Source organism: Micromonospora sp. DH13, assembly GCF_020873825.1.
GTDB lineage: Bacteria > Actinomycetota > Actinomycetes > Mycobacteriales > Micromonosporaceae > Micromonospora > Micromonospora haikouensis.
Genome location: NZ_JAHWGR010000045.1, coordinates 15,588 through 37,568, shown reverse-complemented (window position 1 = coordinate 37,568; position 21,981 = coordinate 15,588). Strand labels below are relative to the sequence as shown.

Sequence of the window (21,981 nt, the reverse complement as noted above, 5' to 3'; positions counted from 1 at the left end):
CCCGGGCCCGGACAGCCGGACGCGCCCGACGACCCCGGCGGAATGCCGATCGTCGGGCGCGTCCCGTCGTCGATCAGGCCGGCGCGACCGCGCGCGAGCGACGCATCGTGAGCACGTACTCGACCAGCGAGATCAGCACGTGCTTCGTCGACTCCCGGTTACGGGCGTCGCAGGCCACCACCGGCACCTCGTGCGAGATCGCGAGCGCGTCCCGGACGTCCTGCGGGTCGTGGTACTGCATCCCGTCGAAGCAGTTGATGGCCACCAGGTACGGCAGCCGCCGGTGCTCGAAGAAGTCGATGGCCGCGAAGCAGTCGGCCAGCCGCCGGGTGTCGACCAGGACCACCGCGCCGATGGCGCCCCGGACCAGCTCGTCCCACATGAACCAGAACCGGGTCTGGCCGGGGGTGCCGAACAGGTACAGGATCAGGTCCCGGTCGATCGAGATACGGCCGAAGTCCATCGCCACCGTGGTCGTCGTCTTGCCCGGCACCTGCCGGGTGTCGTCGACGCCCACGCCGGCGGAGGTCATGATCGCCTCGGTGGTCAGCGGCGTGATCTCCGAGACCGAGCCGACCAGCGTCGTCTTGCCGACGCCGAAACCACCGGCGATAACGATCTTCGCCGACGTCACGCGCCCGCTCGGGACGGGCGGGCGGTGCGACATGTCAGAGCCTGCGAAGTCCACTCAGCACCCTCTCCAGCAGTTCAGTGCCCACCGCGTCGTCGGAGTCGTCCAGGATGGTCGGCTCGTGGACCGCGACCAGGCCGTCGGTCGCCATGTCGGCGATGAGCACCCTAGCCACGCCGAGCGGGAGCTGCATCCGCGCCGCGATCTCGGCAAGCGACTGCACCCGTCCGTCGCACAGCGCGGCGATGTACTGGTGCTCCCGGCCCTGGCCGCCGTTGGAACCGGCAGCGGCCCGACCACGCACCGTCGTCTCGACGAGTGCCTCCAGCGCGATGTCCAGCCGGGGTCGGGTACGACCGCGGGTCACGGCGTACGGACGGACCAACGCTCCGGTCGGTTCGTCACGATCCATGTCGCCGCTCACCTCCTTCGTCCCCGACACCGGCTGGACCGGTGGAACCCGTCGTTTCTGTCGTTGCCGTCCCGCCTGACCCACCGGCCAGCGCGCGGGTCAGCCCATCATCCCCACAGCCGTACGCGGCTGCGGGGTCAACGCGTCGCCCACCCGGTCGACCAGGAGGGCCATCTCGTATCCGACCTGCCCGACGTCGCAGCTGCGGGCGGCGAGCACGGCGAAGGACGAGCCGTCCGAGATGGACATCAGGAACAGGAAACCGTTGTCCATCTCGACCACGGTCTGCAGCACCGCGCCGCCCTCGAAGCAGCGGGCCGCCCCCTGCGTGAGGCTGACCAGGCCGGACGCGATCGCGGCGAGCTGGTCGGCCCGGTCACGCGGAAGGTCTCGTGACGACGCGAGGAGCAGACCGTCCGCGGAGACGGCGACCGCGTGCGCGACACCGGGCACCCGGTCGGCGAAGTTGGCCAGCAGCCAACCGAGATCCTGCGTAGTTGTCATCCTTGTTGCTCCTTCTGCCCGCTCCCGGCCACCGGGCCTGAGCCAGACTGCGAGGATTGCTGCCCACCCGAAGCTTCCTCCGGGTTGGTCGGGTTGCCGTCGGGCTGGGTACGCCCGCGCTGCACGCCTCGATGGTATGCCGAGAGCAGACCGCGGACGCCCTCCGGTGTGCGGCGCTGGACCGACGTGGTGGGCTTCTCCACCCCGCCGGGCACAAGCTGGGCCATCGGCACCCGCTTCGGCAGGCCCTTGCGGGTGGTCTCCGCCACTGGGACCTCGGTCGCCGCCGAGGCGGCCCGCCAGCCGTCGTCTGCGGCCGTTTGCCAGGCGTTGCCCTGCGACGTGGGCCGCCGGCCGGTGAAGGCATCGGCGGGACCGGGGCGACCGCCGCCGTTGGTCGGCGATCCGTTGTCGCGGGGCACTCCTCCGGCCATCGGGGTGTCTGCCATCGGTGCGTTACCTGTCGTCCGGGGTGCTGGTGTCTGGACGGCCCGGCCGGTGACGTCGACCGCGGAGAACTGCTGGGTCACGGCGCTGTTCGCCGAGCTTCCGGCGCCGTTGGTCGCTGCGGGCTGGGTGGGGCCCGCCGCCTCCTCCGCGCCCGCGCGGCGGGTGCGGAACCAGGCCGACTCCAGCTCCCGGAAGATCGGCAGCTCCATCGTCTCGTCCGCGTACCGCTGCTGCCGGGTCTGGGCCTGCGGGGGTGTCGGCCGGGCGGGGGTCGGCGGAGTTGCCGGAGCGCTGGGCACCTCGGTTCGCGGCACCCGGGGCAGCTCCGTGGTCATGTCCAGGGCGGCCGCGAGGCGCTCCGGCACCGGCGGGGTGGCCGGCTCCGGGGTCGCCACCGGAGGCCAGGCCGGGGGCGCCACCGGCGCCTGGGCCGAGGGGACCGGCCGGCTGGGCAGTGGCTGCGCCGCGTACGGCTGACCGGAGACGGGCGTGCCGGCCGGCTGACCGGACACCGGTTGAGCGGAGACGGGCTGACCAGACACCGGTGCGGCCGAGACGGGCTGGCCCGACACCGGTGCCGCCGAGACGGGCTGACCAGACACCGGGAAGGCAGAGGCGGGCGGTGCCGAGACCGGCGGAATCGGGGGCGCGGAGACCGGCGGCACCGAAACCGGCGGCGAGGTCCATCCGCGGGCCTCCGGGCTGCTCGGCAGCTGCCGGGGAATCGCCGGCTGCTGGCCGCTGCTGGCCGGGTCACCGTCACCGGGGGACCGCCGCTGCGGCAGCGGGTCGATCTGCTGCCCGTTGGAGGTGCGGGGGGCCGGGACGCCGCCTGCGGCACCACCGGCACCGGTGAGGTCCGACCAGGCCGGCATCGACCGCGTGGAACCGGCCGACGCGGGCGTGCCGTGGCCGTTGCGCGAGGCCGGGTCGAAGGAGCGGCCGCCCAGGGTGACCTGGTTGCCCGAGTGCCCCGGCCGCTGGCTGGGCGCGGGGGCGGCGGGGCCGTTGCCGAAGGCCGCGAAGGCGCCCAGGGTCGGGGTGGGCCCGCCCGACTGCGAGCCGGTGAGCTGCGCGGGCGGGGCCGGCAGCGCGCCGGGCTGCTGGACCCGGCCGGAGAGCGCACGGGGCACCAGCACGGTGGTGGGCAGGGTCACGTCGGCGACGGTGCCCCGGTCGTTGCCGGGCCGAAGCTCGACCTTCACGCCGTGCCGGGAGGCCAGGCGGGCGACCACGACCAGACCCATCATCCGGGAGACGGCCACGTCCACCTGCGGCGGCGTGGCGAGGCGCTCGTTGAGCTCGTGGAGCTGCTCGACGCTGATGCCGATGCCCCGGTCCTCGACGTAGAGGCTGGCCCGGTCGCCGACCCGGCGGGCCTCCACCATCACCTGCGAGTCGGGCGGCGAGAAGGCGGTCGCGTTGTCGAACAGCTCGGCGACCAGGTGGACCAGGTCGTTGACCGCGTGCGCGGCGACCTCGATGTCGCGGTCGATCACCCCGAACTCGATGCGGGTGTAGTGCTCGACCTCGGACTGGGCGGCCCGCAGCACGTCGATCAGCGCCGCCGGCTCGCGCTGCACGCGGGTGGAGTCGGCGCCGGCGAGCACCAGCAGGTTCTCGTCGTTGCGGCGCATCCGGGTCGCGAGGTGGTCGAGCTGGAACAGCTCGGCCAGCCGGTCCGGGTCCTCCTCGCCGCGCTCCAGCCGGTCGAGGTGGCCGATCAGCCGGTCGACCAGGATCTGCGAGCGGCGGGCCAGGTTGACGAACATGGTCGCGACGGAGGCGCGCAGCGCGGCCTGCTCGGCCGCCGTCCGCACGGCCTCCAGGTGGACCGCGTTGAACGCCTCGGTCACCTGACCGAACTCGTCCTTGCTGCGCACCGGCAGCGGCTCGGCGATCTGGTTGGCCGCCTGGACCGGGGAGAGCTGGCTGGACAGCTGCGGGTCGCGCAGCCGGGCGACGGCCTGAGGCAGGCCGTACTGGGCGATGTTGAGCGCGCCCTGCCGCAGGTCGCGCAGCGACCGGGCCATCGACCGGGCGACGAGGTACGCGAACAGGATGGCCAGCAGCAGCATGCTGAGCAGCAGGCCGGTCTGGAGGAACACCGTGCGCTGCACGTCGGAGCGGAGCGCGTCGGCCTGCTTGACGACGTCGCCGTCCAGCGTCGCCTCGACCGTACGGATCAGCTTGGCGTTGGCGACCATGGCCGCGTCCCACTGGTCCGGCCCGAACGGCGCGTCGGCCATGCTGCCGTTGATGTTGCCGTCGAGCCAGCCGGTGTAGTTCTGCGCCTCGCGCCGGTCGCCGCCCGCGACGGTCTGGTCGTGCAGGTCCGCCTCGGCCTGGCTGGCCACCGCCTTGAAGCTCTGCAGCGCCTGCTGCTGACCGGTGCCGCTGGCGATGTAGTCGGTGCGCAGGATGGGGGTCAGCTCGCGCTGGATGAGCGCCCGGTGCACCACGACCCGGCGGACCGAGAGGTATTCCTTCTCCCGGGCGACGGCGGCCGCGGCGCGCATCCGGTCGCTCAGGTCGTTGTCACCGGCGAGCTGGGTGGCGGAGTCGCGGATGGAGAGCAGGTCGTTGATCAGACCCTCGTACGCCTGCATGGCGTCGATGATCTTCAGCTTGCCGTTGAAGACCTGACTGCGGGTGCCGGGCAGGTCCTTCAGGTTCTGGTCGATGCCGTCGAGGATGTTCTCCAGGCTGTTCGGCAGGTCTTCGACCTTGGCCCGCTGGCTCAGGTACGGCGCCTTGTCCCGGTCGACCCGGCCGTTGACCCGGTTGTACGCCTCCTGGTATTGCGCCTTGGCCTGGTCGCCGTTCGCGCCGAGCAGCAGCACCGCGGAGGTGCGCTCGTCCTGCAGGCTGTTGACCAGGTCGCCCGAGTAGCCCACCAGGTTGGCCAGGTCGCCGGAGCGGTTGGCGTTGTTCAGCGTGTCCAGGTTGTCGACGAGGCCACTGGTGCCGACGACGACCGTGGCGATGGTCGGCACGATCATGATGAGACCGAGCTTGGACCAGATCGGCATGTCGCGGAGCCGGCCGGCCGGCCGACGCAGTCGCGACAGGAAGGAACCCGCCGTCTTCGGTCGTTTGCTCACGTCACCGCCCTCGCGATCACAGCGCCCGCGCGTTGCCCCGGGCAACGCCCAGCGACCGACCCGGCGGGTCGGACCTCCGAGATTCCATCACGCCGTGTTCCAAAGAGAAAGCCCAGGCCGGCCGTCGCCGAAGGTGTGATGAGATGTTGATGCAATTTGCTCGCAATCCGTCTGGCCGGAGTGACTGAGAGTAATGGAACACCCCCGTCGTGTCATCCTTTTAGCCGGCCCCTCTGGCTCCGGAAAGTCGTACATAGCCCAACGAACCGGGCTTCCCGTCCTCTGTCTCGACGACTTCTACAAGGACGGTGATGACCCTACGTTGCCGCGCCACGACGGCCTTGTGGACTGGGACTCGCCCCGCTCGTGGGACGCCGGGGCGGCCGTGGAAACGATTGCCCGACTGGCCCGCGACGGCAAGGCCGAAGTGCCGGTTTATGCGATCAGCGCGGACCGGCAAGTGGCCACCCGGCCATTCGAGGTGACCGGATCGCCACTTTTCGTCGCCGAAGGGATATTCGCCGCCGAGATCGTCGAGGAGTGCCGGCGGCAGGGGCTGCTCGCCGGGGCGTACGCGCTGCGCCGGCCGCGCGGCACCACCTTCCTCCGGCGGCTCGCCCGCGACCTGGCCGAGCAGCGCAAGGCCCCCCGGGTGCTGCTGCGGCGCGGGCTGGCCCTGCTGCGGGCGGAGCCGGCGGTGCTGCGCCGCCAGGCGGGGCTCGGCGCCCGTCCGGCCCCCGCCCGCGAGGTGCTGCGCCGGGTGGCCGACCTGCTCGCCGGCCACCCGCACCACCCGTGATCAGCCCAGCAGCTTCGCGTACGCCGGCTTGATCACCTCGTCGATGATGACCAGCCGCTCGTCGAACGGGATGAACGCGCTCTTCATCGCGTTGATCGTGAACCACTGGAGTTCCTTCCAGCCGTAGCCGAAGGCCTCCACCAGCAGCGCCATCTCCCGGGACATCGAGGTGCCGCTCATCAGCCGGTTGTCGGTGTTCACGGTGACCCGGAACCGCAGGTCGCGCAGCAGCCCGATCGGGTGCTCGGCGATCGACGCCGCCGCGCCGGTCTGCACGTTCGACGACGGGCACAGCTCCAGCGGGATCCGCTTGTCCCGCACGTACGCGGCCAGCCGGCCCAGCGTCGGCCGGTCGTCGCCGGGGGTGATGTCGTCGACGATCCGCACCCCGTGGCCGAGGCGGTCCGCGCCGCACCACTGGATGGCCTGCCAGATCGACGGCAACCCGAACGCCTCGCCGGCGTGGATGGTGAAGTGGAAGTTCTCCCGCTGGAGGTATTCGAACGCGTCGAGGTGCCGGGTGGGCGGGAAGCCCGCCTCCGCCCCGGCGATGTCGAAGCCCACCACCCCGCCGTCGCGGTGCCGTACGGCCAGCTCGGCGATCTCCTGCGACCGGGCGGCGTGCCGCATCGCGGTGAGCAGGGTGCCCACGCGGATCTGGTGGCCGGCGTCGGCGGCGAGCGCCGTGCCCTCGGCGAACCCGGCGACGACCGCCTCGACCACCTCGTCCAGGGTCAGGTCCCGTTCCAGGTGCTGCTCGGGGGCGAACCGCACCTCCGCGTAGACGACGCCGTCGGCGGCCAGGTCCTGGGCGCACTCCCGGGCCACCCGGCGCAGCGCGGGCGCGGTCTGCATGACGGCCACGGTGTGGGCGAACGTCTCCAGGTAGCGCTCCAGCGAACCGGAGTCCGCCGCCTCGACGAACCAGCGGCCGAGCGCCCCGGGGTCGGTGGTGGGCAACTCGTGGCCGACCTCGGCGGCCAGCTCGACGATCGTCGCCGGCCGCAGGCCGCCGTCGAGGTGGTCGTGCAGCAGCGCCTTGGGAGCCTTGACGATGTCCTCGTATGAGATTGCGACCATGCTGAGACCCTAGTGGCCACCGGACGGGCCGCCGACGCGACCGGCTGGGAGGATGGCGCGGTGATGGACCCCCGCATCGTCGGCCGGCTGCGCTGCCCGGTCTGCGCGGAACCGCTCACCGAGGCCGCCACCGGGACCGCCCGGGCGCTGCGCTGCCCGCGCCGGCACAGCTTCGACGTCGCCCGTCAGGGCTACGTCGACCTGCTCGCCGGCCGGGCCCCGCACGCGGGCGACACCGCCGAGATGGTGGCCGCCCGGGCCGACTTCCTCGCCGCCGGGCACTACGACCCGGTCTCGGCCGCGCTCGCCGCCGCCGCGCTCGCGGCGCTGGGTGCCGCGCCCGTGGCCGACGAGGGGCAGGACGGCCCGGCGGCTGGTGCCCCCGACGCGACGGGCCGGTTGGCTGACGCCCCCGCGACGGGCCAACCGGCGGCTGAGGCCCCCGCGACAGGCCGCCCGGCGGCTGACGCACCCATCCCGCAGGCCCTTTGCTCTGCACCCGTGGGCGCAGCGGTGACGGTGGGTGACCGCTGCGTATGCGGGTGCAGAGCAAAGGGGGCACACGGAGTCGGTCGCCCCGGCCCGCGACACGCGGAGCCAGCAACGCCCGCCGAGCCCGCAACACCCGGCGGAACCGGCCGGGCCGTCGGGGCGTACCCGCTGGTGGTGGACGCCGGGGCGGGCACGGGCCGGCACCTCGCCGCGGTGCTGGCGGCGCTGCCCGACGCCGTGGGCCTGGCCCTGGACGTCTCCAAGCCGGCGCTGCGCCGGGCGGCGCGGGCCCACCCGCGCGCGGCGGCCGCGCTCGCCGACACCTGGCGGCGGCTTCCGCTGGCCGACGGCAGCGTCGCCGTGCTGCTCGACGTCTTCGCCCCGCGCAACGGCGCGGAGTTCCGCCGGGTGCTCCACCCGGCGGGCGTGCTGCTCGTGGTCACCCCGGCCGAGGACCACCTCGCCGAACTGGTCGACGCGCTCGGCCTGCTGAAGGTCGATCCCGACAAGGCGGACCGGGTCGCCGGGAGCCTGGCCGACCACTTCGACCAGGCCGCCGAGAGCGTGCTGCGGGCCCGGCTGGAACTGACCGCGCCGGAGGTCGCCACGCTGGTCGGGATGGGGCCCAGCGCCCGACACACGGACCCGGCCGTCCTCGCCGCCCGGATCGCCGCCCTGCCCGAGCCGGTCGGGGTGACCCTCGCGGTCCGGCTCGGCGTGTACCGTCCCCGCTGAACGCCCGCCGCCTCAGGTGGACAGGTCGACCTCTTCCCAGCCCGGCGGTTCGTCGTGGTAGGGCCCGCGCAGGACCACCGCCCACTCCAGCGCCCACCGGCGCTGACCGATCGCGTTGGCGTCGACCAGGCCGGGCCGCGACCGCCCGTCCCGCTCCAGTTCCAGGTACGCCCAGTCGAGGCAGTAGTGCAGGTCGAGCAGGGCCGCCGCGTCGGCCGGGTGCTGGGGCGCGGCCAGGATGCGGGAGCGCCAGTGCGCGAAGGTCTCCCCGCCCGCGATGTGCGGCAGCCGCTCCACCAGGCGATCGTCGACCGGCAGCGTCGGGTCGAGCTGCTTGGTCAGGCCGAGCACCCAGGCCAGCGAGAACAGCGCGTCGTGGTGCAGCACGAACGACCGGTGGTCGCCCCGGCCGCCCATCACGAACTGCCACTCGGGCGGGGTGACCATGTCGACCAGGTGGGAGTTGAGCAGCCAGCTCATCGCCGCCTGCGCGGGCATGCCGAAGCACCGGGCCAGGATCACGTGCAGCACGGCGATGCGCGCCTCGATCTCCACCGTCGGCCGCAGCTCGATCTCGTCCCCGGGCTCCCACACCAGCGGGAACTGCTCGGGTGGCAGCGGCAGCCCCAGCCGGGACAGCTCGTCCAGGCTGGCGTCACGGACCTCGCGCGGGTCGGGAGCGGGTACGCGCACGGCTCAGACCCCTGTCAGTCGCATCGGCTAAGCGCCGGTCGTCCCCCTGGCCTGGGAGAATAGCGGTTAACGGCGGTCGGCACCACGACAGGTGGGTGCCGGGACGGACGCGGGGACAGGTCAGCCGATCCGCTCGATGACCAGCGGCTTCGCGGCCGGGGCGGTCGGCGAGATGCGTACCGCCCGGGCGGCCTCGGCCAGCGCCGCCGGGATCCGGGCGGCGTGCTCGGCGCGCAGCTCGTACAGCGGCTCGCCGGCCCGCACCGGGTCGCCGGGGCGCTTGTGCAGCACCACCCCCGACGGGACGCTCACCGGGTCCTCCTTGCGGGCGCGGCCCGCGCCGAGCCGCCAGGCGGCCACCCCGATCGCGTACGCGTCGACCGACGCCACGAAGCCGTCGGCGTCGGCGCGGACCACCTCCACCTCGGGTGCGGTGGGCATGGGCGCGTCCGGGTCGCCGCCCTGGGCGCGGATCATCGCCCGCCAGGCGTCCATGGCGCGGCCGTCGCGCAGCGCCGCGCCGGGGTCGGCGTCGGGCAGCCCCGCCGCGTCGAGCATCTCCCGGGCCAGGGCGAGGGTCAGCTCCACCACGTCGGCGGGCCCGCCGCCGGCCAGCACCTCGACCGACTCGGTGACCTCGACGGCGTTGCCGACGGCCAGCCCGAGCGGGGTGGACATGTCGGTGAGCAGGGCGACCGTCCGGACGCCGTGCGCGCCGCCCAGCTCGACCATCGTGCGGGCCAGCTCGCGGGCGTCGTCGACGGACTTCATGAACGCCCCGGACCCGACCTTCACGTCGAGCACCAGCGCGCCGGTGCCCTCGGCGATCTTCTTGCTCATGATCGAGCTGGCGATCAGGGGGATCGCCTCGACGGTGCCGGTGACGTCGCGCAGCGCGTACAGCTTGCGGTCGGCCGGGGCGAGACCCGCGCCCGCCGCGCAGATCACCGCGCCCACCTCGCGGAGCTGGCGGATGAACTCGTCGTTGCTGAGCGCGGCCCGCCAGCCCGGGATCGACTCCAGCTTGTCCAGCGTGCCGCCGGTGTGGCCGAGCCCGCGCCCGGAGAGCTGCGGCACCGCGCCGCCGCAGGCGGCGACCAGCGGGGTGAGCGGAAGGGTGATCTTGTCACCGACGCCGCCGGTGGAGTGCTTGTCGACGGTCGGCCGGTCGACGGCGGAGAGGTCCAGCCGCTCGCCGCTGGCGATCATCGCGGCGGTCCACCGGGCGATCTCCGGCGCGGTCATCCCGCGCAGCAGGATCGCCATCGCCAGCGCCGACATCTGCTCGTCGGCGACCAGGCCCTTCGTGTACGCGTCGACGACCCAGTCGATCTGGGCGTCGCCCAGCACCCCGCCGTCCCGCTTGGCGCGGATGACGTCCACCGCCGTGAAGGCACTCATCAGTCTCAACCACCCCACCGAGTCGGGATCTCCTGCGGCGGCTCCCCCTCGCCGGCCCAGAAGATGGTGCCCGTCGCGTCCACCACCACGACGCGCGGGGTGCGGGCGAGCCCCCAGGCCACCGCCTCGGCCGCCTCGTCCCAGCTCGGGCCCTCCTCCAGCACGCCGGTCTCGGCGCCCTCGGTGTCCCCGGCCGACCGCTCCCAGTACGCCGTCCACACCTGCCGCCCCGCCGACAGGTCGGCGTGCACGAAGACGGTGCCCCGCCCCCGCCAGGCGGCCAGCCGGTCCGGCACCACGGGCACCGGCCGTTCGCCGGTCACCGCCTCCAGGTCGGCCACGTCGAACGCGTGCGGCAGCAGCTCCGCCATGGTCAGCGGGCCGTCCTTGGCTTCGATCAGGCAGCGCGGGCCGCCCTGCTCCCAGAGCAGTTGCCGGCACCGGCCGCACGGCATCAGCGGCTCGCCGGTGGCGTCGACGCAGGACAGGGCGACGATCCGGCCGCCGCCGGTGGCGTGCAGCGAGGAGACCACCCCGCACTCGGCGCAGAGCACCACCCCGTACGCGGCGTTCTCCACGTTGCAGCCGACCACGATCCGGCCGTCGTCGACGAGGGCGGCGGCCCCGACGGGGAACTTCGAGTACGGCACGTACGCGTGCCGCATCACCTCGGTGGCGGCGGCCCGCAGGCGCTCCCAGTCGATCTCGGTCATTCCACCATTCTGCCCAATTCACGCCGGTCAGGGGCGAGCAGGGCGGGGGCATCGCGCCCGGGCTCAGGCCACGGCCAGTTCCGCCAGTCGATCCGGGGTCACCTCGGTCAGGTGCGCCGCCGCCGTCGCCACGTCGGCGGCCGGCACGTCGGCACCGGGGTCGACGTACACCAGTGCGTCGTTCCTCCGGACCAGGTGGACCTGGTCCTCGCCCTCGGTGCGCACCCAGTGGTCCGGGCCCACCGCCCGGCACGACAGCACGGCCGGCGGGCCGCCGGCAGGTCGGTCGCCATAGAGATCGTCGATGGTAAGGCCGCAGTCGGCGGGCGGGCTGAAGCCGACGGGCAGGGGCACCACGACGATCGACAGCGAGGACTCGCCCTTGGACATCCACACGGAGAGCCTGCGGTCGCTGCGATCGGTGAGTGCGGCGGTGACCCGGTAGCCGTCCACCTCGGCCACCATCAGGGGCACCCCGAGCTGGGCGAACGCCTGGGCCCGCTCGCTTCGCCGCGTCGCCTTGTGCAGGAGGGGGAATACGGCGACCGGCACCAGCAACAGCACCACCGCCGCCCCGGCCTGTGCGGCCATCGGCAGCCGGGCTGCCCCCAGCAGGACGCCCGCGGTGAAACCGGCCGCACCGAGGCAGGCGGCGAGCCAGGCGGGCGGCGGCGTCCAGCGCGGCTGGAACGCCTCGTGGAGCAGGACGGCGTCGGCGGTGGCGATCGCCCCGAGGAGGGCGGCCGGCAGCGCCCGGTCGGCACCGGTCGCCCGCAGCGCGAGCCAGACCAGCGCGGTCACGACCAGCGGCCCGACGAGGATCGTGGGCAGCCGCCAACTGAAGCAGGCGCCGATCGTCTCCGGTTCGCACCTCGCGACCAGCATCGCCTCGGTGTGCCACAGGGACGTCAGCGCCGCTGCGCCGAGCGCCCCCAGCGCCCCGGCGAAGGTGAGCCGCCCGATCAGTCGCATGCGTGCCCTTCCGACCGTGGGGCCCGGCTGGGAACAGCCGGGCCCCACGAAACATCACCAGTTGTAGCCGTAGAGACTCATGTAGTTGTTCAGGATACGGGCGTAGGCAAGGGATCCGTCCTGGTTGGGATGCAGCGTCTCCATGCTGGAGGCCTGCACCGGATCGCCGTCCTCGTCCTCCTGCAGATCAGGCACCACGAAGCCGTTCAGGTACTCGGTCGACGCGGCACAGATTCCGTGCCCGCCGAACTCGCTGCGGGCGTCCATCCCGTGGACCTTGTTGGCGGCGTCGGAGGGCAAAATGGCGGCCATCTGGTCGGCGAGGCTGTTGAGGAACGCGGTCTCGTTCGTGGAGAGGCCGACCGTGAAGGCCGGCGGCAGGGTGATGGCGTACTGGCAGCCGGGCTCGAACAGGTGCGGATACCCCATCACGAAGATCCTGGCGTTGGGTGCCCGGACCCGGACCTGTCGCACCACCTCCCGGACGGAGTCCTTGACGACGCCGTTGATGAGTTCCGTCTGCTTTTCGCCCAGCGGCTTGTTGTCCCCCTCCATCACGTAGTCCGGCGCGCTGCAGTCGAAACCTTTCGCGCAGGAATCGCCCACCTTGGTGAAGCGGGCGTCGTTGCCACCGATCGAGAACATGACCGCCGTGGTGTTGGCGTTGAGGGACCCCTGGTCGATCTGGCTGATCTCGCCGTACTGGCCTTCGACCCGGGTGCCCTGCCACTTCCCGTCGGTGACCAGGTCAGGGCTCATCACGTTGTGGGCCCGGGCGCCGCTGCACGCCACGAACTGCGCGTCGATGGTGACGTTGTGGCCGGCCGCCAGGCTGCCGATGGTGCCGGGCGCGCCCGGGATGGTGGCCTTCTGGGACCAGGCGTTCGGGCTGCGCCGGCACGAGTTGCGGTTGGCGGCGTCGTCGCCGTACTGGTCGCTCACCCGGGTGTAGGCACCGCTGCCCTCGCCCGAGGAGTACGAGTCGCCCAGCGCGACCACGAAGTGCCGGGGCTTGCTCGGCAACGGCTGGACGGCGATGGCGTCCCAGGCGATGTCCTGCACCCCGGTGCCGTCCAGGGTGAAGTTGCTCAGCTCCACCTTCGGTGTGCCGCTGCCGGTGAAGTCGAAGACGCCCAGGTTGACCCACTTGTTGGCCTCCCACTGGGTGGGGATGGTCCGGTGCTCCGTGGTGCCGTTCGGGCGGCGGACGACGTACTTCGCCTGTCGGGTGCCGCCCCGCTGCATGAGGGGTTCCCGGTTGGTGAAGGTCCGGGGGCCGTAGACGACCACGGCGCGGCGGCCGGAGCCGGTGACGCACGCCTGGCCGATCCACTGGTCGGCGTCGAGGCCGGGCTCGGCGAGGGTCGCCGCCGTGCGCCAGGCGTAGGCCTGCGCCTCGTCGGCGACGAGCAGGTGCAGGCCGGTCGCATCGCTGGAGGTGGTGACGGCGCGGTCCGTGGCCCGCCGCCACCCCGCCCCCAACCGGGCGTCGGGGTCCGGCACCCGGTCGGGGTGGGTCGGCGCGGTGGCCTTCTCCGTGCTGCCGGCGGGTCGGGGCTCGGGCGGTCCGCCGGGGGGCTTGGCGGTCGCGGTGGACGGTGCGGACAGCAACGTGGTGGCGCAGAGCAACGCCGCCAGGGCTGTCAGGGGCCGTTTCATGGTCACCTCACGCAGACGAGGGAATCTGCGCGAAGGGTCGACCATCCCGTCACCGGCAGGTCATCGATACGGCACAGGACGGAGACGCTCGTGCCCGGCGGGCAGGCCGCCGGGCACGGGCAACGGTCAGGTGTCGGCGACCGGGCGTCAGCCCTTGATGTACGGCTTGCCGTCGGCGGCGGGCGCCCGGACCCGGCCGACGAGCCCGGCCACGGCCAGCATGGTCGCGAGGTAGGGCAGCATCGCCAGGAACTGGCTCGGGATGCCGCTGCCGATCGCGCCGAGGTACGTGCCGAGCTGGTCGGCGAAGCCGAAGAAGAGCGCGGCGAGCAGCGCGCCGGTGGGGCTCCACCGGCCGAAGATCAGCGCGGCGAGGGCGATGAAGCCCTTGCCGCCGATCATGTTCTTGGTGAACGAGTAGAGCGCGAGCGTGTACGACGCCCCGCCGATCCCGGCCACCACCCCGGCCAGCAGCACGTTGCGGTAGCGCACGCGCAGCACCTTCACGCCGAGGGTGTCGGCGGCGGTCGGGTGCTCGCCGACGGCCCGGGTCCGCAGGCCCCACCGGGTGCGGAACAGCGCGATGTGGATGACCAGCACCAGCAGCAGGCCGACGTAGAGGAAGAGGTTGCTGCGGAACAGCGCCGGCCCGAGCACCGGGATGTCGGAGAGCAGCGGGATCTCCCAGGTGCCGAACCGGGGCGCGGAGTTGTACTTCTGCGCGTCGATCTGCATCAGCCGCTCGTAGAGGAAGCCGGTGACGCCGACGGCCAGCAGGTTGAGCACGATGCCCATGACGACCTGGTCGACCAGGTAGCGGATGGCGAACACGGCGAGCAGCAGCGAGATGAACGCGCCGCCGATCGCGGCGGCGACCAGGCCCACCCACACGCTGCCGGAGAGGCTGCCGAACAGGGCGCCGCTGAACGCCCCCATCAGCAGTTGGCCCTCGATGGCGACGTTGACCACGCCGGACCGTTCGCAGAGCACGCCGGCGAGGGCACCGAAGATCAGCGGCAGGGCCAGGATGAACGTGCCCCGCACCATGTTGACCATCGGCATGAAGTTGCGCCCCTCGGGGGCGGCCGAGACCTGCCAGCACAGGAACGACAGCACGAAGGCGACGATGCCGACCCCGAGCAGCGTGGTGAGCCAGCGCTTGGGCACCCCGGTAAGCAGGGCCACGCCGCTCGCCGCGGCGATGACGCCGAACAGGATCGCGCCGATCGTGCCGTCGATCTCCAGCGCCGCGCCGCCGTCGGTCTCGCTGAGGGTGAAGCGGGCCTGCTGGTCGGTGGCGAGGGCCCCGAAGACCACCGTCGCGACGACCCCGAGTGCCAGCAGCACCGCACCGATCTTTCGGGTACGGGTCCAGAAGCCCTCGTCGACCTGGGCCACCGCCACGTCCGGGACAGCCATGGTTGACATGCCTTACCAGCCCTTCGCCAGGCTCGTCTGCAACCGGGCGGCGCGGGCGGCCCGGAGCTGGAAGATCGCCTTCACCAGGGCCGGCGCGGCGATGAAGATGACGATCAGCGCCTGGAGCACGGTGACCAGCTCCAGGGAGATGCCCGCGTACCCCTGCATCCGGTTGCCGCCGGCCTGGAGCGCGCCGAACAGCAGCGCGGCCAGCAGCACGCCCCACGGCTTCACCCGGCCCAGCAGGGCCACCAGGATGCCGTCGAACCCGATCTGCGCGATCACCAGCGGGGTGAGCGCGTTCGCCGTGGAGCCGAGCACCATCTGGCTGCCGCCGAGGCCGGCGAGCAGACCGGCGATGGCCATCATCAGCACGTACGTGCGGGGGACGCTGATGCCGGCGGTGCGGGCGGCGTCCGGGTTGGCGCCCACGGCGCGCAGCTCGAAGCCGAACGTGGAGCGGTTGAGCAGCCAGGCGACGAACCAGGTGGCCAGCACGGCGAGCAGGATGCCGGCGTGCACCCGCAGGTTGTCGCCGAGCAGCCGGGGGAACTGGGCGGAGGAGTCGACGGGCCGGCTGATGGCGTCGGCCCGGTTCGGGTTCTGCACGCCGCTCTGGACGATGATCCAGGAGAGGAAGTACAGCGCGACGTAGTTGAGCATGATCGTGTTGATCACCTCGTGGGCGCCGGTGCGCGCCTTGAGGATGCCCGGGATGAACCCCCAGAGCGCGCCGCCGGCCGCGCCGGCGAGCACGGCCACGATCAGGTGCAGCACCGGGGGCAGCGGCAGCAGGAAGCCGGCCAGCGCGGCGAGGATGACGCCGATGGTGGCCTGGCCCTGCGCGCCGATGTTGAACAGGCCGCCGCGGAAGGCGAGCGCCACCGACAGGCCGGTGAACACCAGCGGGGCCGTGTAGGTCAGCGTCTCCGAGATCGGGCTGAGCGCGGCGGTGAAGCCGGACGCCTCCGGGTCGAAGATCGCGCCCTTGAACAGGTTCGCGTACGCCTCGCTGACCACCGTCCAGCTGGAGTTCAGCGCGTCGGACGGTCGGGCGGTGATGTAGCCGTAGGTGGCCAGCACGTCCGGGTCCGAGACGATGATCAGCACGGCGCCGACGAGCATCGCCAGCAGCACCGCGAGCACCGTGACGGTCACCGTGTTGGCCGCCCACAGGTTGTCCAGGAACAGCCGGCCCAGGGACGGGCGGGGCTCCTGCGCCGGCCGCTTCGGCGCGGTGGCCGTCGCGGCGCGGTCGACGCCGCCGGCCGCCACCTGCGCGGCCTGCGCCTCGGTCGCCGGCTCCTTGTCGGGCGAGCCCGACGCCGGGTTGGGGTTGCTCATGCCTCGTCCTCGCTACCGGGGCCGTCGGGGGCCGGGGTCGCCGCGTCGGGGGTGATGCCGGCCATCAGCAGGCCGATCTCCTCGCGGGGGGTGTCCGGGCCGACGATGCCGATGACCCGGCCTCGGTACATGACCGCGATCCGGTCGGCCAGGCCGATCACCTCGTCCAGTTCGCTGGAGACGACCAGGACGGCGGTGCCCACGTCCCGTTCCCGGATGACCCGGGAGTGGATGAACTCGATGGAGCCGACGTCGACGCCGCGGGTCGGCTGGGCGGCGATGAAGAGCTTCAGCGGCCGGGACAGCTCCCGCGCCACGATCACCTTCTGCTGGTTGCCGCCGGAGAGGGTGCCGACCGGCGCGTCCGCCGAGGGGGTACGGACGTCGAACTGCTCGATCCGTTCCCGCGCCGAGGACGCGATGGCGTCGGGTTGCAGGGACAACCCCTTGCCGAAGGGCGGCCGGTCGTAGATGTCCAGCACCAGGTTCTCGGCGACGCTGAACTCCTTGACGAGGCCGTCGACGCTGCGGTCCTCGGGGACGTAGCCCACCCCGGCGCGCAGCACCTTCTTCGTCGACCAGCCGTGCACCTGCTCACCGTCGAGGGTGACGGTGCCGGCGAGGACGGGCCGCAGCCCCATGATCGCCTCGATCAGTTCGGTCTGCCCGTTGCCCTGCACGCCGGCCACGCCGAGCACCTCGCCCGCGTGCACGGTCAGGTCGACCCCGTCGACGGCGCGGATCTGCCGGTCGTCGTCCACGACCAGGCCGGCGACCTCCAGGATCGGCTTGCCGGGGGTGGCGGGCTGCTTGTCCACGGTCAGCCGGACGCTGCGGCCCACCATCAGGGCGGCCAGCTCGTCGCGGCTGGCGGTCGGCGAGGCGGTGCCGACGGTCTTCCCGCGCCGGATCACGGTGATCCGGTCGGCGATGGCCTTGACCTCGCCGAGCTTGTGGGTGATGAAGACGATCGACTTGCCGGCGGCCTTGAGCGACCGCATGACCGTGAGCAGTTCCTCGGTCTCCTGCGGGGTGAGCACGGCGGTCGGCTCGTCGAGGATGAGCAGGTCGACGTCCCGGGTGAGGGCCTTGACGATCTCCACCCGCTGCTGGATGCCGACCGGCAGGTCCTCGATCACCGCGTCCGGGTCGACGCGCAGGTTGTAGCGCTGCGAGACCTCGGCGACCTCGCGCCGGGCCCGCCGCCGGTCGAGGAAGCCGGCGATGCCGCCCCTGACCTGCTCGGCCCCGAGCATGACGTTCTCGGCCACGGTGAAGACCGGCACCAGCATGAAGTGCTGGTGCACCATGCCGATCCCGGCCGCGATGGCGTCGGACGGGCCCTTCAGCTTCAGCGGCGTGCCGTCGACCAGGATCTCGCCCTCGTCGGGCTGGTAGAGCCCGTAGAGGACGTTCATCAGGGTCGACTTGCCGGCGCCGTTCTCGCCGAGCAGGGCGTGGATCTCTCCAGGCTCCACCGTCAGGTCGATGTGGTCGTTGGCGACCAGATCACCGAACCGCTTGGTGATGCCGCGCAGTTCGAGTCTCAGCGCAACCTCCTGGAGTGCGAGCGATGGTGCAGCGTAGCCGCTGCCGAGCCGCCGGTCACCGGGTCCGCCCGGGCGTCGGGTGGTGCGGACCGGCCGCCCCGACCACGTGGGTGGTGTGCCCGCGTGCGTCGAGGCGGCCGGTCGTCGTGCCTGGGGTCCCGCCGGCCCCGCCGCCGCGAGCGCGGCGGGGTGGCGGGGCGGTCACTTGGCCGGCTGGGCCTTCGAGGTGACCGTGATGGTGCCGGCGGCGATGTCGGCCTTGATCTTCTCGACCTCGGCCTTCAGGTCCGCCGGGACCTTGCTGTCGAACTCGTGGTACGGGGCGATCGACACGCCGTTGTTGGCGAGCGTGCCCACGAAGCCCGGGCTGGCCTGGAGCTTCTCCCCGCCGGCGGCCTTGACCACGGCCTCCTTGACGGCGTCGGCGATGTTCTTGACCACGGTGGTCAGCAGCGCCGGGCAGTTCGGGGTGCTCTCGCAGCCGTCGGCGTCGACCCAGATGGCCGAGTACTTGCCGCCGGAGGCCTGCGCCGCCGCGGTGGTGCCGAGGCCCGCGCCGCCGGCGACCGGCATGATGATGTCCGCGCCCTGGGCGACGAGGGTGTCGGAGACCTTCTTGCCCTCGTCCTGCTTGACGAAGTCGTTGGTGAAGGAACCCTTCTGGGTCTCCTTGTTCCAGCCCAGGACCTGGACGTTCTTGCTCTTGGTCTTGTTGTAGTACGCGACGCCGTCGGCGAACCCGTCCATGAAGATCGTCACGGGCGGGATCGGCAGGCCGCCGTAGGTGCCGACCTTGCCGGACTTGGTCATCCCGGCGGCCAGGTAGCCGGCCTGGAACGCGGCCTGGGCGGTGTCGAACTGCATCGGGTAGACGTTCGTCTCCGGCAGCTTCGAGTCGACGATCCCGAACTGCTGGTTGGGGTTCGCCTTCGCGATCTTCGAGGTCGCGTCACCCATCAGGCCACCGACGGCCAGGATGAAGTCGCACTTCTGGTTGACGTACTGGGTCAGGTTGACCTCGTAGTCCGCCTCGGCCTTCGACGCGACGTACTTGATGTCGATGTTGCTGTTGGCCTTCTGGGCCTCCTGCAGGCCCTTCCAGGCGGAGGTGTTGAACGACTTGTCGTCGATGCCGCCGACGTCGGTCACCATGCAGGCGCTGTACTTCTTGGCGCCTGCATCGCCCGCGCCGTTGTCGTCCTTGGGGGCCTCACCACACGCGGCGGCGCCCAGCACGAGCCCACCCGCCACGAAGGCGGAGGCGATCCGCATCCCACGCACAGAGCGCAAGACGTCTCCTTCCCATTGCACACCGCTCTGCGCGGTGGCAGCCCTTGAGCCGGCCTGCTTTGTGGCCGCCGGCGTCTCACGTTACGGACGGGAGCGTACGCCCGCGCCCACCCACCGGCCGACAATCGTGCACGACTGTTGAGTGCCTGTTACCCCTACGTAACCCTTGGGTGGGGCACATCACTTCTCGTGCCGGTAGTGGACCGGTCGGGCGTCACGAACGTCCGGTTCCCACGGCCTCTCCCCTGGCCAGGGCGTTAGCGCCAGAAGACCGCCACCGCCGCGTTGACCAGGGTCAACCCGACGATCGCGAGGAAGTGGCCGCGGTTGACCGTCTCCCGCTTACGGGAGAAGAAGACCATGACAAAGATCAGCAGCGCGAGCACCAACTTGGTAACAAGTTTGGCGGGGGCCGGTTCGTCGCCGTCGCGCAACGGGGCGGACAGCCCGATTCCGGTCAGCAGGCCGATGACCGACCCCCAGAGCATGGCCGCGTTGATCCGCAGCCGACCGCTGACGTACTGGGCGATCGCGCCGCCGAGCAGCAGCGCGAACCCGATCAGGTGAACGTAGAGGAGTACCAGGCGAAGAGCTTCCATCCGGCCATCCTCCCCTATCAACGACGTCTTGTAGTAGGGACCCGCCCGCGCCCTCCCCCGCAGGCAAGGAAGGGCCCCCTGTTAACACCCCGCGTGAGAGGGGTCCCCTTCTCTACCGAAAGCGTTAATAGGGGGCCCTTCCTTCCAACTACAGCCGCCAGAGCTGGAAGGTGGGGCCGTCGGCGGGGAGGGTCACCGTGCCGTCGGCGTCCGGGCGCAGCGCCGGGGCACCGCCGTAGGCGTTCTCGGCGGCCGGCAGACCGGCGATCCGGACCGGGGTGCCGGCCGCGCGCCGGGCCAGCACCAGCACGCCGCCGGTGGGCGTCTCGCGGAGGAAGACCAGCGTGTCCGCGTCGACGTGCACCCAGCGCAGGCCGCCGTGGCGCAGCGCCGGCTCGGCCCGGCGCAGGGCGATCAGCCTCCGGTACGCGGCGAGCGTGCCGGCGTCCCAGCTGTCCGGCCGGTGCCACGGCATCGGGGTACGCGAGCCCTCCCCGTTAGCCCCGGTCAGCCCCAGCTCGTCCCCGGCGAAGATCACCGGGGTGCCCGGCATGGTGGCGAGCAGCCCGGCGGCCACCTCCTGCCGGGCGGCGTCGCCGACCACGGTGCGGATCCGGGCCGAGTCGTGCGAGCCGAGGAGCTGCCACGAGTGCACGTACGACCGCCAGGAGACCAGCGACCGGTAGGTGTCCAGGGTGGCCCGCACGGCGTGCGCGTCGCGCCGCCGCACCCCGCCGGGGGTGCCGAGGAAGTTCGGCACGGGCTCGTCGCCGTGGCGCAGCCAGGACCAGACGGGGTCGGTGAAGCCGACGTAGTTCATCGTGCCGTGCCAGCCGTCGCGGTCCAGGTCGCCGGTGTGGTCGTGGCCGTGCTCGGCGAGCACCAGCCCGTCGGCCCTGGTCTCGGCCACCACCTCGCGCAGCAGCCGCGCCACCTCGTGGGTGTACGCGTCCGCGCCGCGCCGCCCGGTCATGTTCGCCACGTCGACCCGCCACCCGTCGAGCGAGTACGGCGGGCGCAGCCAGCGGCGCAGCAGCGAGTCCTCGGCGGTGGCGAAGCGGCGGCGCAGCTCCGCGCTGCCCCAGTTGAGCTTCGGCAGCGACTTCACCCCGTTCCACGACTCGTAGTCCCCGGTCACGGCGTCGAAGTAGTACAGCTCCCGTTCGGGGGCGGTCACGTCGGAGACGGCGGCGGTGAACCAGTGGTGGGCGTCGCCGGTGTGGTTGCTGGTGATGTCGCCGAGGAGCCGCCAGCCCCGGGCGTGCACCGCGTCGGCGAGCCGGGCCAGCGCGGCGTCGCCGCCGAGCAGTGGGTCGACGGTGTCGAAGCTGGCCGCGTCGTAGCGGTGGTTGGAGCGGGCCGGGAAGATCGGGGTGAGGTAGACGGTGTTGACGCCGAGCCGGTCGAGGTGGTCGAGCCGCTCGGCGATGCCGTCGAGGTCGCCGCCGTAGAACTGGCGGGGGGTCTGCGGGCCGCGCCCGATCACGGGGGTGTCCCAGTCGCAGGGGACGGCCCAGTCCGGGGCGGTCCGGCCGTCGGCGGCGGCGGAGCGGGCGAACCGGTCGGGGAAGATCTGGTAGATCACCGCGTCGCGGGCCCAGGCCGGCGGCGGGGCGTGGGTGACCAGCTTGAAGTCGCCGTGGTCGGGCACGTCGTGGTCGGCGAGGCCGGCGGCGGTGAGCCAGCGGTAGTCGCCACGGGCGTCGGTGAGCAGGAACCGGTAGTTGCTGACCGGGTTGCGTACCTCGACGTCGGCGCGCCACCAGACGTCGGAGCCGGTGCGGCGGTCGACGGTGGCCTCGGCGAAGCGCGGCTCGCCGTCGGGGGTGCTGCGCACGTGCACGGAGCGCACGTCGGCCCCGGCGGGGACCCGGACGAAGACGGGGACGGTCTGCCCGAGCGCGGGTTCCTGCTCGGGGACGTAGGCGGCGGAACCGTCGTGGTGCGGGCCCGGGGAGACGGTGCGGCCCGGGGCGGCGGTGCGGCGTGGGGACATGGTGCGGCCTTTCGGGTCGGGTCGACGGGGAGTGGGCGGGCACCCGCCGCGGCCGGTCACCCGACCGCGGCGGTCCGCCCGGAAACCGCTCCGGTGTACGTCGACACGACGCCCTTGCCGCAGCGTGAGCCGAGGAGG

The 21,981-nt window shown here is 72.6% G+C and carries 18 protein-coding genes; 2 read left to right on the top strand and 16 right to left on the bottom strand.

The window, feature by feature from the left end; genetic code table 11:
• Positions 1-73: 73 nt before the first annotated feature.
• From LPA42_RS29880 to LPA42_RS29865, 4 genes are all read right to left on the bottom strand, one after another.
• Positions 74-667, bottom strand: coding sequence for an ATP/GTP-binding protein (locus LPA42_RS29880; RefSeq protein ID WP_043961834.1), 594 nt, complete (start codon positions 665-667; stop codon positions 74-76).
• 1 nt (position 668) lies between these two features.
• The gene (locus LPA42_RS29875) at positions 669-1,043 is read right to left on the bottom strand and encodes a DUF742 domain-containing protein (RefSeq protein WP_043963940.1); all 375 of its coding nucleotides are present in this window, start codon (positions 1,041-1,043) and stop codon (positions 669-671) included.
• Positions 1,044-1,142: 99 nt separating this feature from the next.
• Positions 1,143-1,547, bottom strand: coding sequence for a roadblock/LC7 domain-containing protein (locus LPA42_RS29870; protein ID WP_013283992.1), 405 nt, complete (start codon positions 1,545-1,547; stop codon positions 1,143-1,145).
• Complete coding sequence (locus tag LPA42_RS29865) at positions 1,544-5,101, bottom strand: nitrate- and nitrite sensing domain-containing protein (RefSeq protein WP_077936086.1); 3,558 nt, start codon at positions 5,099-5,101, stop codon at positions 1,544-1,546. The genes LPA42_RS29870 and LPA42_RS29865 overlap by 4 nt, the downstream gene beginning before the upstream one ends.
• A 460-nt stretch (positions 5,102-5,561) precedes the next feature.
• Here LPA42_RS29865 and LPA42_RS29860 point away from each other — a divergent pair, with 460 nt between their 5' ends.
• Positions 5,562-5,900 carry a hypothetical protein gene (locus tag LPA42_RS29860; RefSeq protein ID WP_228987028.1) on the top strand — a complete coding sequence of 113 codons (339 nt, stop codon included), beginning with the start codon at positions 5,562-5,564 and terminating at the stop codon, positions 5,898-5,900.
• Here the strand turns inward: LPA42_RS29860 and LPA42_RS29855 are convergent, their stop codons facing one another.
• Positions 5,901-6,980: an adenosine deaminase gene (locus tag LPA42_RS29855; RefSeq protein ID WP_077936084.1), complete on the bottom strand. Its 1,080-nt coding sequence runs from the start codon at positions 6,978-6,980 to the stop codon at positions 5,901-5,903.
• Between the two features lie 63 nt (positions 6,981-7,043).
• On the opposite strand from LPA42_RS29855, the gene LPA42_RS29850 reads away from it, so the two are divergent.
• The gene (locus LPA42_RS29850; protein ID WP_077936090.1) at positions 7,044-8,207 is read left to right on the top strand and encodes a putative RNA methyltransferase; all 1,164 of its coding nucleotides are present in this window, start codon (positions 7,044-7,046) and stop codon (positions 8,205-8,207) included.
• A 12-nt stretch (positions 8,208-8,219) separates the two neighbouring features.
• Here the strand turns inward: LPA42_RS29850 and LPA42_RS29845 are convergent, their stop codons facing one another.
• From LPA42_RS29845 to LPA42_RS29795, 11 genes are all read right to left on the bottom strand, one after another.
• Complete coding sequence (locus LPA42_RS29845) at positions 8,220-8,900, bottom strand: DUF4272 domain-containing protein (RefSeq protein ID WP_077936083.1); 681 nt, start codon at positions 8,898-8,900, stop codon at positions 8,220-8,222.
• A 120-nt stretch (positions 8,901-9,020) separates the two neighbouring features.
• On the bottom strand, positions 9,021-10,301 hold the full coding sequence (locus tag LPA42_RS29840) for a thymidine phosphorylase (RefSeq protein WP_077936082.1): 1,281 nt from the start codon (positions 10,299-10,301) through the stop codon (positions 9,021-9,023).
• 5 nt (positions 10,302-10,306) lie between these two features.
• Complete coding sequence (locus tag LPA42_RS29835; protein ID WP_077936081.1) at positions 10,307-11,014, bottom strand: cytidine deaminase; 708 nt, start codon at positions 11,012-11,014, stop codon at positions 10,307-10,309.
• Positions 11,015-11,077: 63 nt separating this feature from the next.
• Positions 11,078-11,986, bottom strand: a complete 909-nt coding sequence (locus tag LPA42_RS29830) for a hypothetical protein (protein WP_077936080.1) — start codon at positions 11,984-11,986, stop codon at positions 11,078-11,080.
• Between the two features lie 54 nt (positions 11,987-12,040).
• The gene (locus LPA42_RS29825) at positions 12,041-13,645 is read right to left on the bottom strand and encodes an SGNH/GDSL hydrolase family protein (RefSeq protein ID WP_228987027.1); all 1,605 of its coding nucleotides are present in this window, start codon (positions 13,643-13,645) and stop codon (positions 12,041-12,043) included.
• Between the two features lie 147 nt (positions 13,646-13,792).
• The gene (locus LPA42_RS29820) at positions 13,793-15,073 is read right to left on the bottom strand and encodes an ABC transporter permease (protein WP_077936078.1); all 1,281 of its coding nucleotides are present in this window, start codon (positions 15,071-15,073) and stop codon (positions 13,793-13,795) included.
• A gap of 3 nt (positions 15,074-15,076) precedes the next feature.
• Entirely contained in the window at positions 15,077-16,408 is a 1,332-nt protein-coding gene (locus tag LPA42_RS29815; protein ID WP_043961823.1) for an ABC transporter permease, read from the bottom strand.
• Positions 16,405-17,898, bottom strand: a complete 1,494-nt coding sequence (locus LPA42_RS29810; protein WP_308291160.1) for an ABC transporter ATP-binding protein — start codon at positions 17,896-17,898, stop codon at positions 16,405-16,407. Before LPA42_RS29810 ends, LPA42_RS29815 begins: the two co-directional genes overlap by 4 nt.
• A 261-nt stretch (positions 17,899-18,159) precedes the next feature.
• Complete coding sequence (locus tag LPA42_RS29805) at positions 18,160-19,230, bottom strand: BMP family protein (protein WP_077936076.1); 1,071 nt, start codon at positions 19,228-19,230, stop codon at positions 18,160-18,162.
• Positions 19,231-19,505: 275 nt separating this feature from the next.
• Positions 19,506-19,847 (bottom strand): hypothetical protein, encoded by a 342-nt coding sequence (locus tag LPA42_RS29800; protein WP_043961820.1) that lies wholly within the window; start codon positions 19,845-19,847, stop codon positions 19,506-19,508.
• A 148-nt stretch (positions 19,848-19,995) separates the two neighbouring features.
• On the bottom strand, positions 19,996-21,843 hold the full coding sequence (locus tag LPA42_RS29795; protein ID WP_077936075.1) for a glycoside hydrolase family 13 protein: 1,848 nt from the start codon (positions 21,841-21,843) through the stop codon (positions 19,996-19,998).
• Between the last annotated feature and the right edge of the window lie 138 nt (positions 21,844-21,981).

Bases quoted from the DNA above. Each gene is read 5' to 3' on its own strand.
- LPA42_RS29855 (WP_077936084.1), bottom strand. From the start codon at position 6,980: ATGGTCGCAATCTCATACGAGGACATCGTCAAGGCTCCCAAGGCGCTG.
- LPA42_RS29870 (WP_013283992.1), bottom strand. From the start codon at position 1,547: ATGACAACTACGCAGGATCTCGGTTGGCTGCTGGCCAACTTCGCCGAC.
- LPA42_RS29800 (WP_043961820.1), bottom strand. From the start codon at position 19,847: ATGGAAGCTCTTCGCCTGGTACTCCTCTACGTTCACCTGATCGGGTTC.
- LPA42_RS29805 (WP_077936076.1), bottom strand. From the start codon at position 19,230: ATGCGGATCGCCTCCGCCTTCGTGGCGGGTGGGCTCGTGCTGGGCGCC.
- LPA42_RS29830 (WP_077936080.1), bottom strand. From the start codon at position 11,986: ATGCGACTGATCGGGCGGCTCACCTTCGCCGGGGCGCTGGGGGCGCTC.
- LPA42_RS29815 (WP_043961823.1), bottom strand. From the start codon at position 16,408: ATGAGCAACCCCAACCCGGCGTCGGGCTCGCCCGACAAGGAGCCGGCG.
- LPA42_RS29880 (WP_043961834.1), bottom strand. From the start codon at position 667: ATGTCGCACCGCCCGCCCGTCCCGAGCGGGCGCGTGACGTCGGCGAAG.
- LPA42_RS29825 (WP_228987027.1), bottom strand. From the start codon at position 13,645: ATGAAACGGCCCCTGACAGCCCTGGCGGCGTTGCTCTGCGCCACCACG.
- LPA42_RS29795 (WP_077936075.1), bottom strand. From the start codon at position 21,843: ATGTCCCCACGCCGCACCGCCGCCCCGGGCCGCACCGTCTCCCCGGGC.
- LPA42_RS29875 (WP_043963940.1), bottom strand. From the start codon at position 1,043: ATGGATCGTGACGAACCGACCGGAGCGTTGGTCCGTCCGTACGCCGTG.
- LPA42_RS29840 (WP_077936082.1), bottom strand. From the start codon at position 10,301: ATGAGTGCCTTCACGGCGGTGGACGTCATCCGCGCCAAGCGGGACGGC.
- LPA42_RS29835 (WP_077936081.1), bottom strand. From the start codon at position 11,014: ATGACCGAGATCGACTGGGAGCGCCTGCGGGCCGCCGCCACCGAGGTG.
- LPA42_RS29820 (WP_077936078.1), bottom strand. From the start codon at position 15,073: ATGTCAACCATGGCTGTCCCGGACGTGGCGGTGGCCCAGGTCGACGAG.
- LPA42_RS29850 (WP_077936090.1), top strand. From the start codon at position 7,044: ATGGACCCCCGCATCGTCGGCCGGCTGCGCTGCCCGGTCTGCGCGGAA.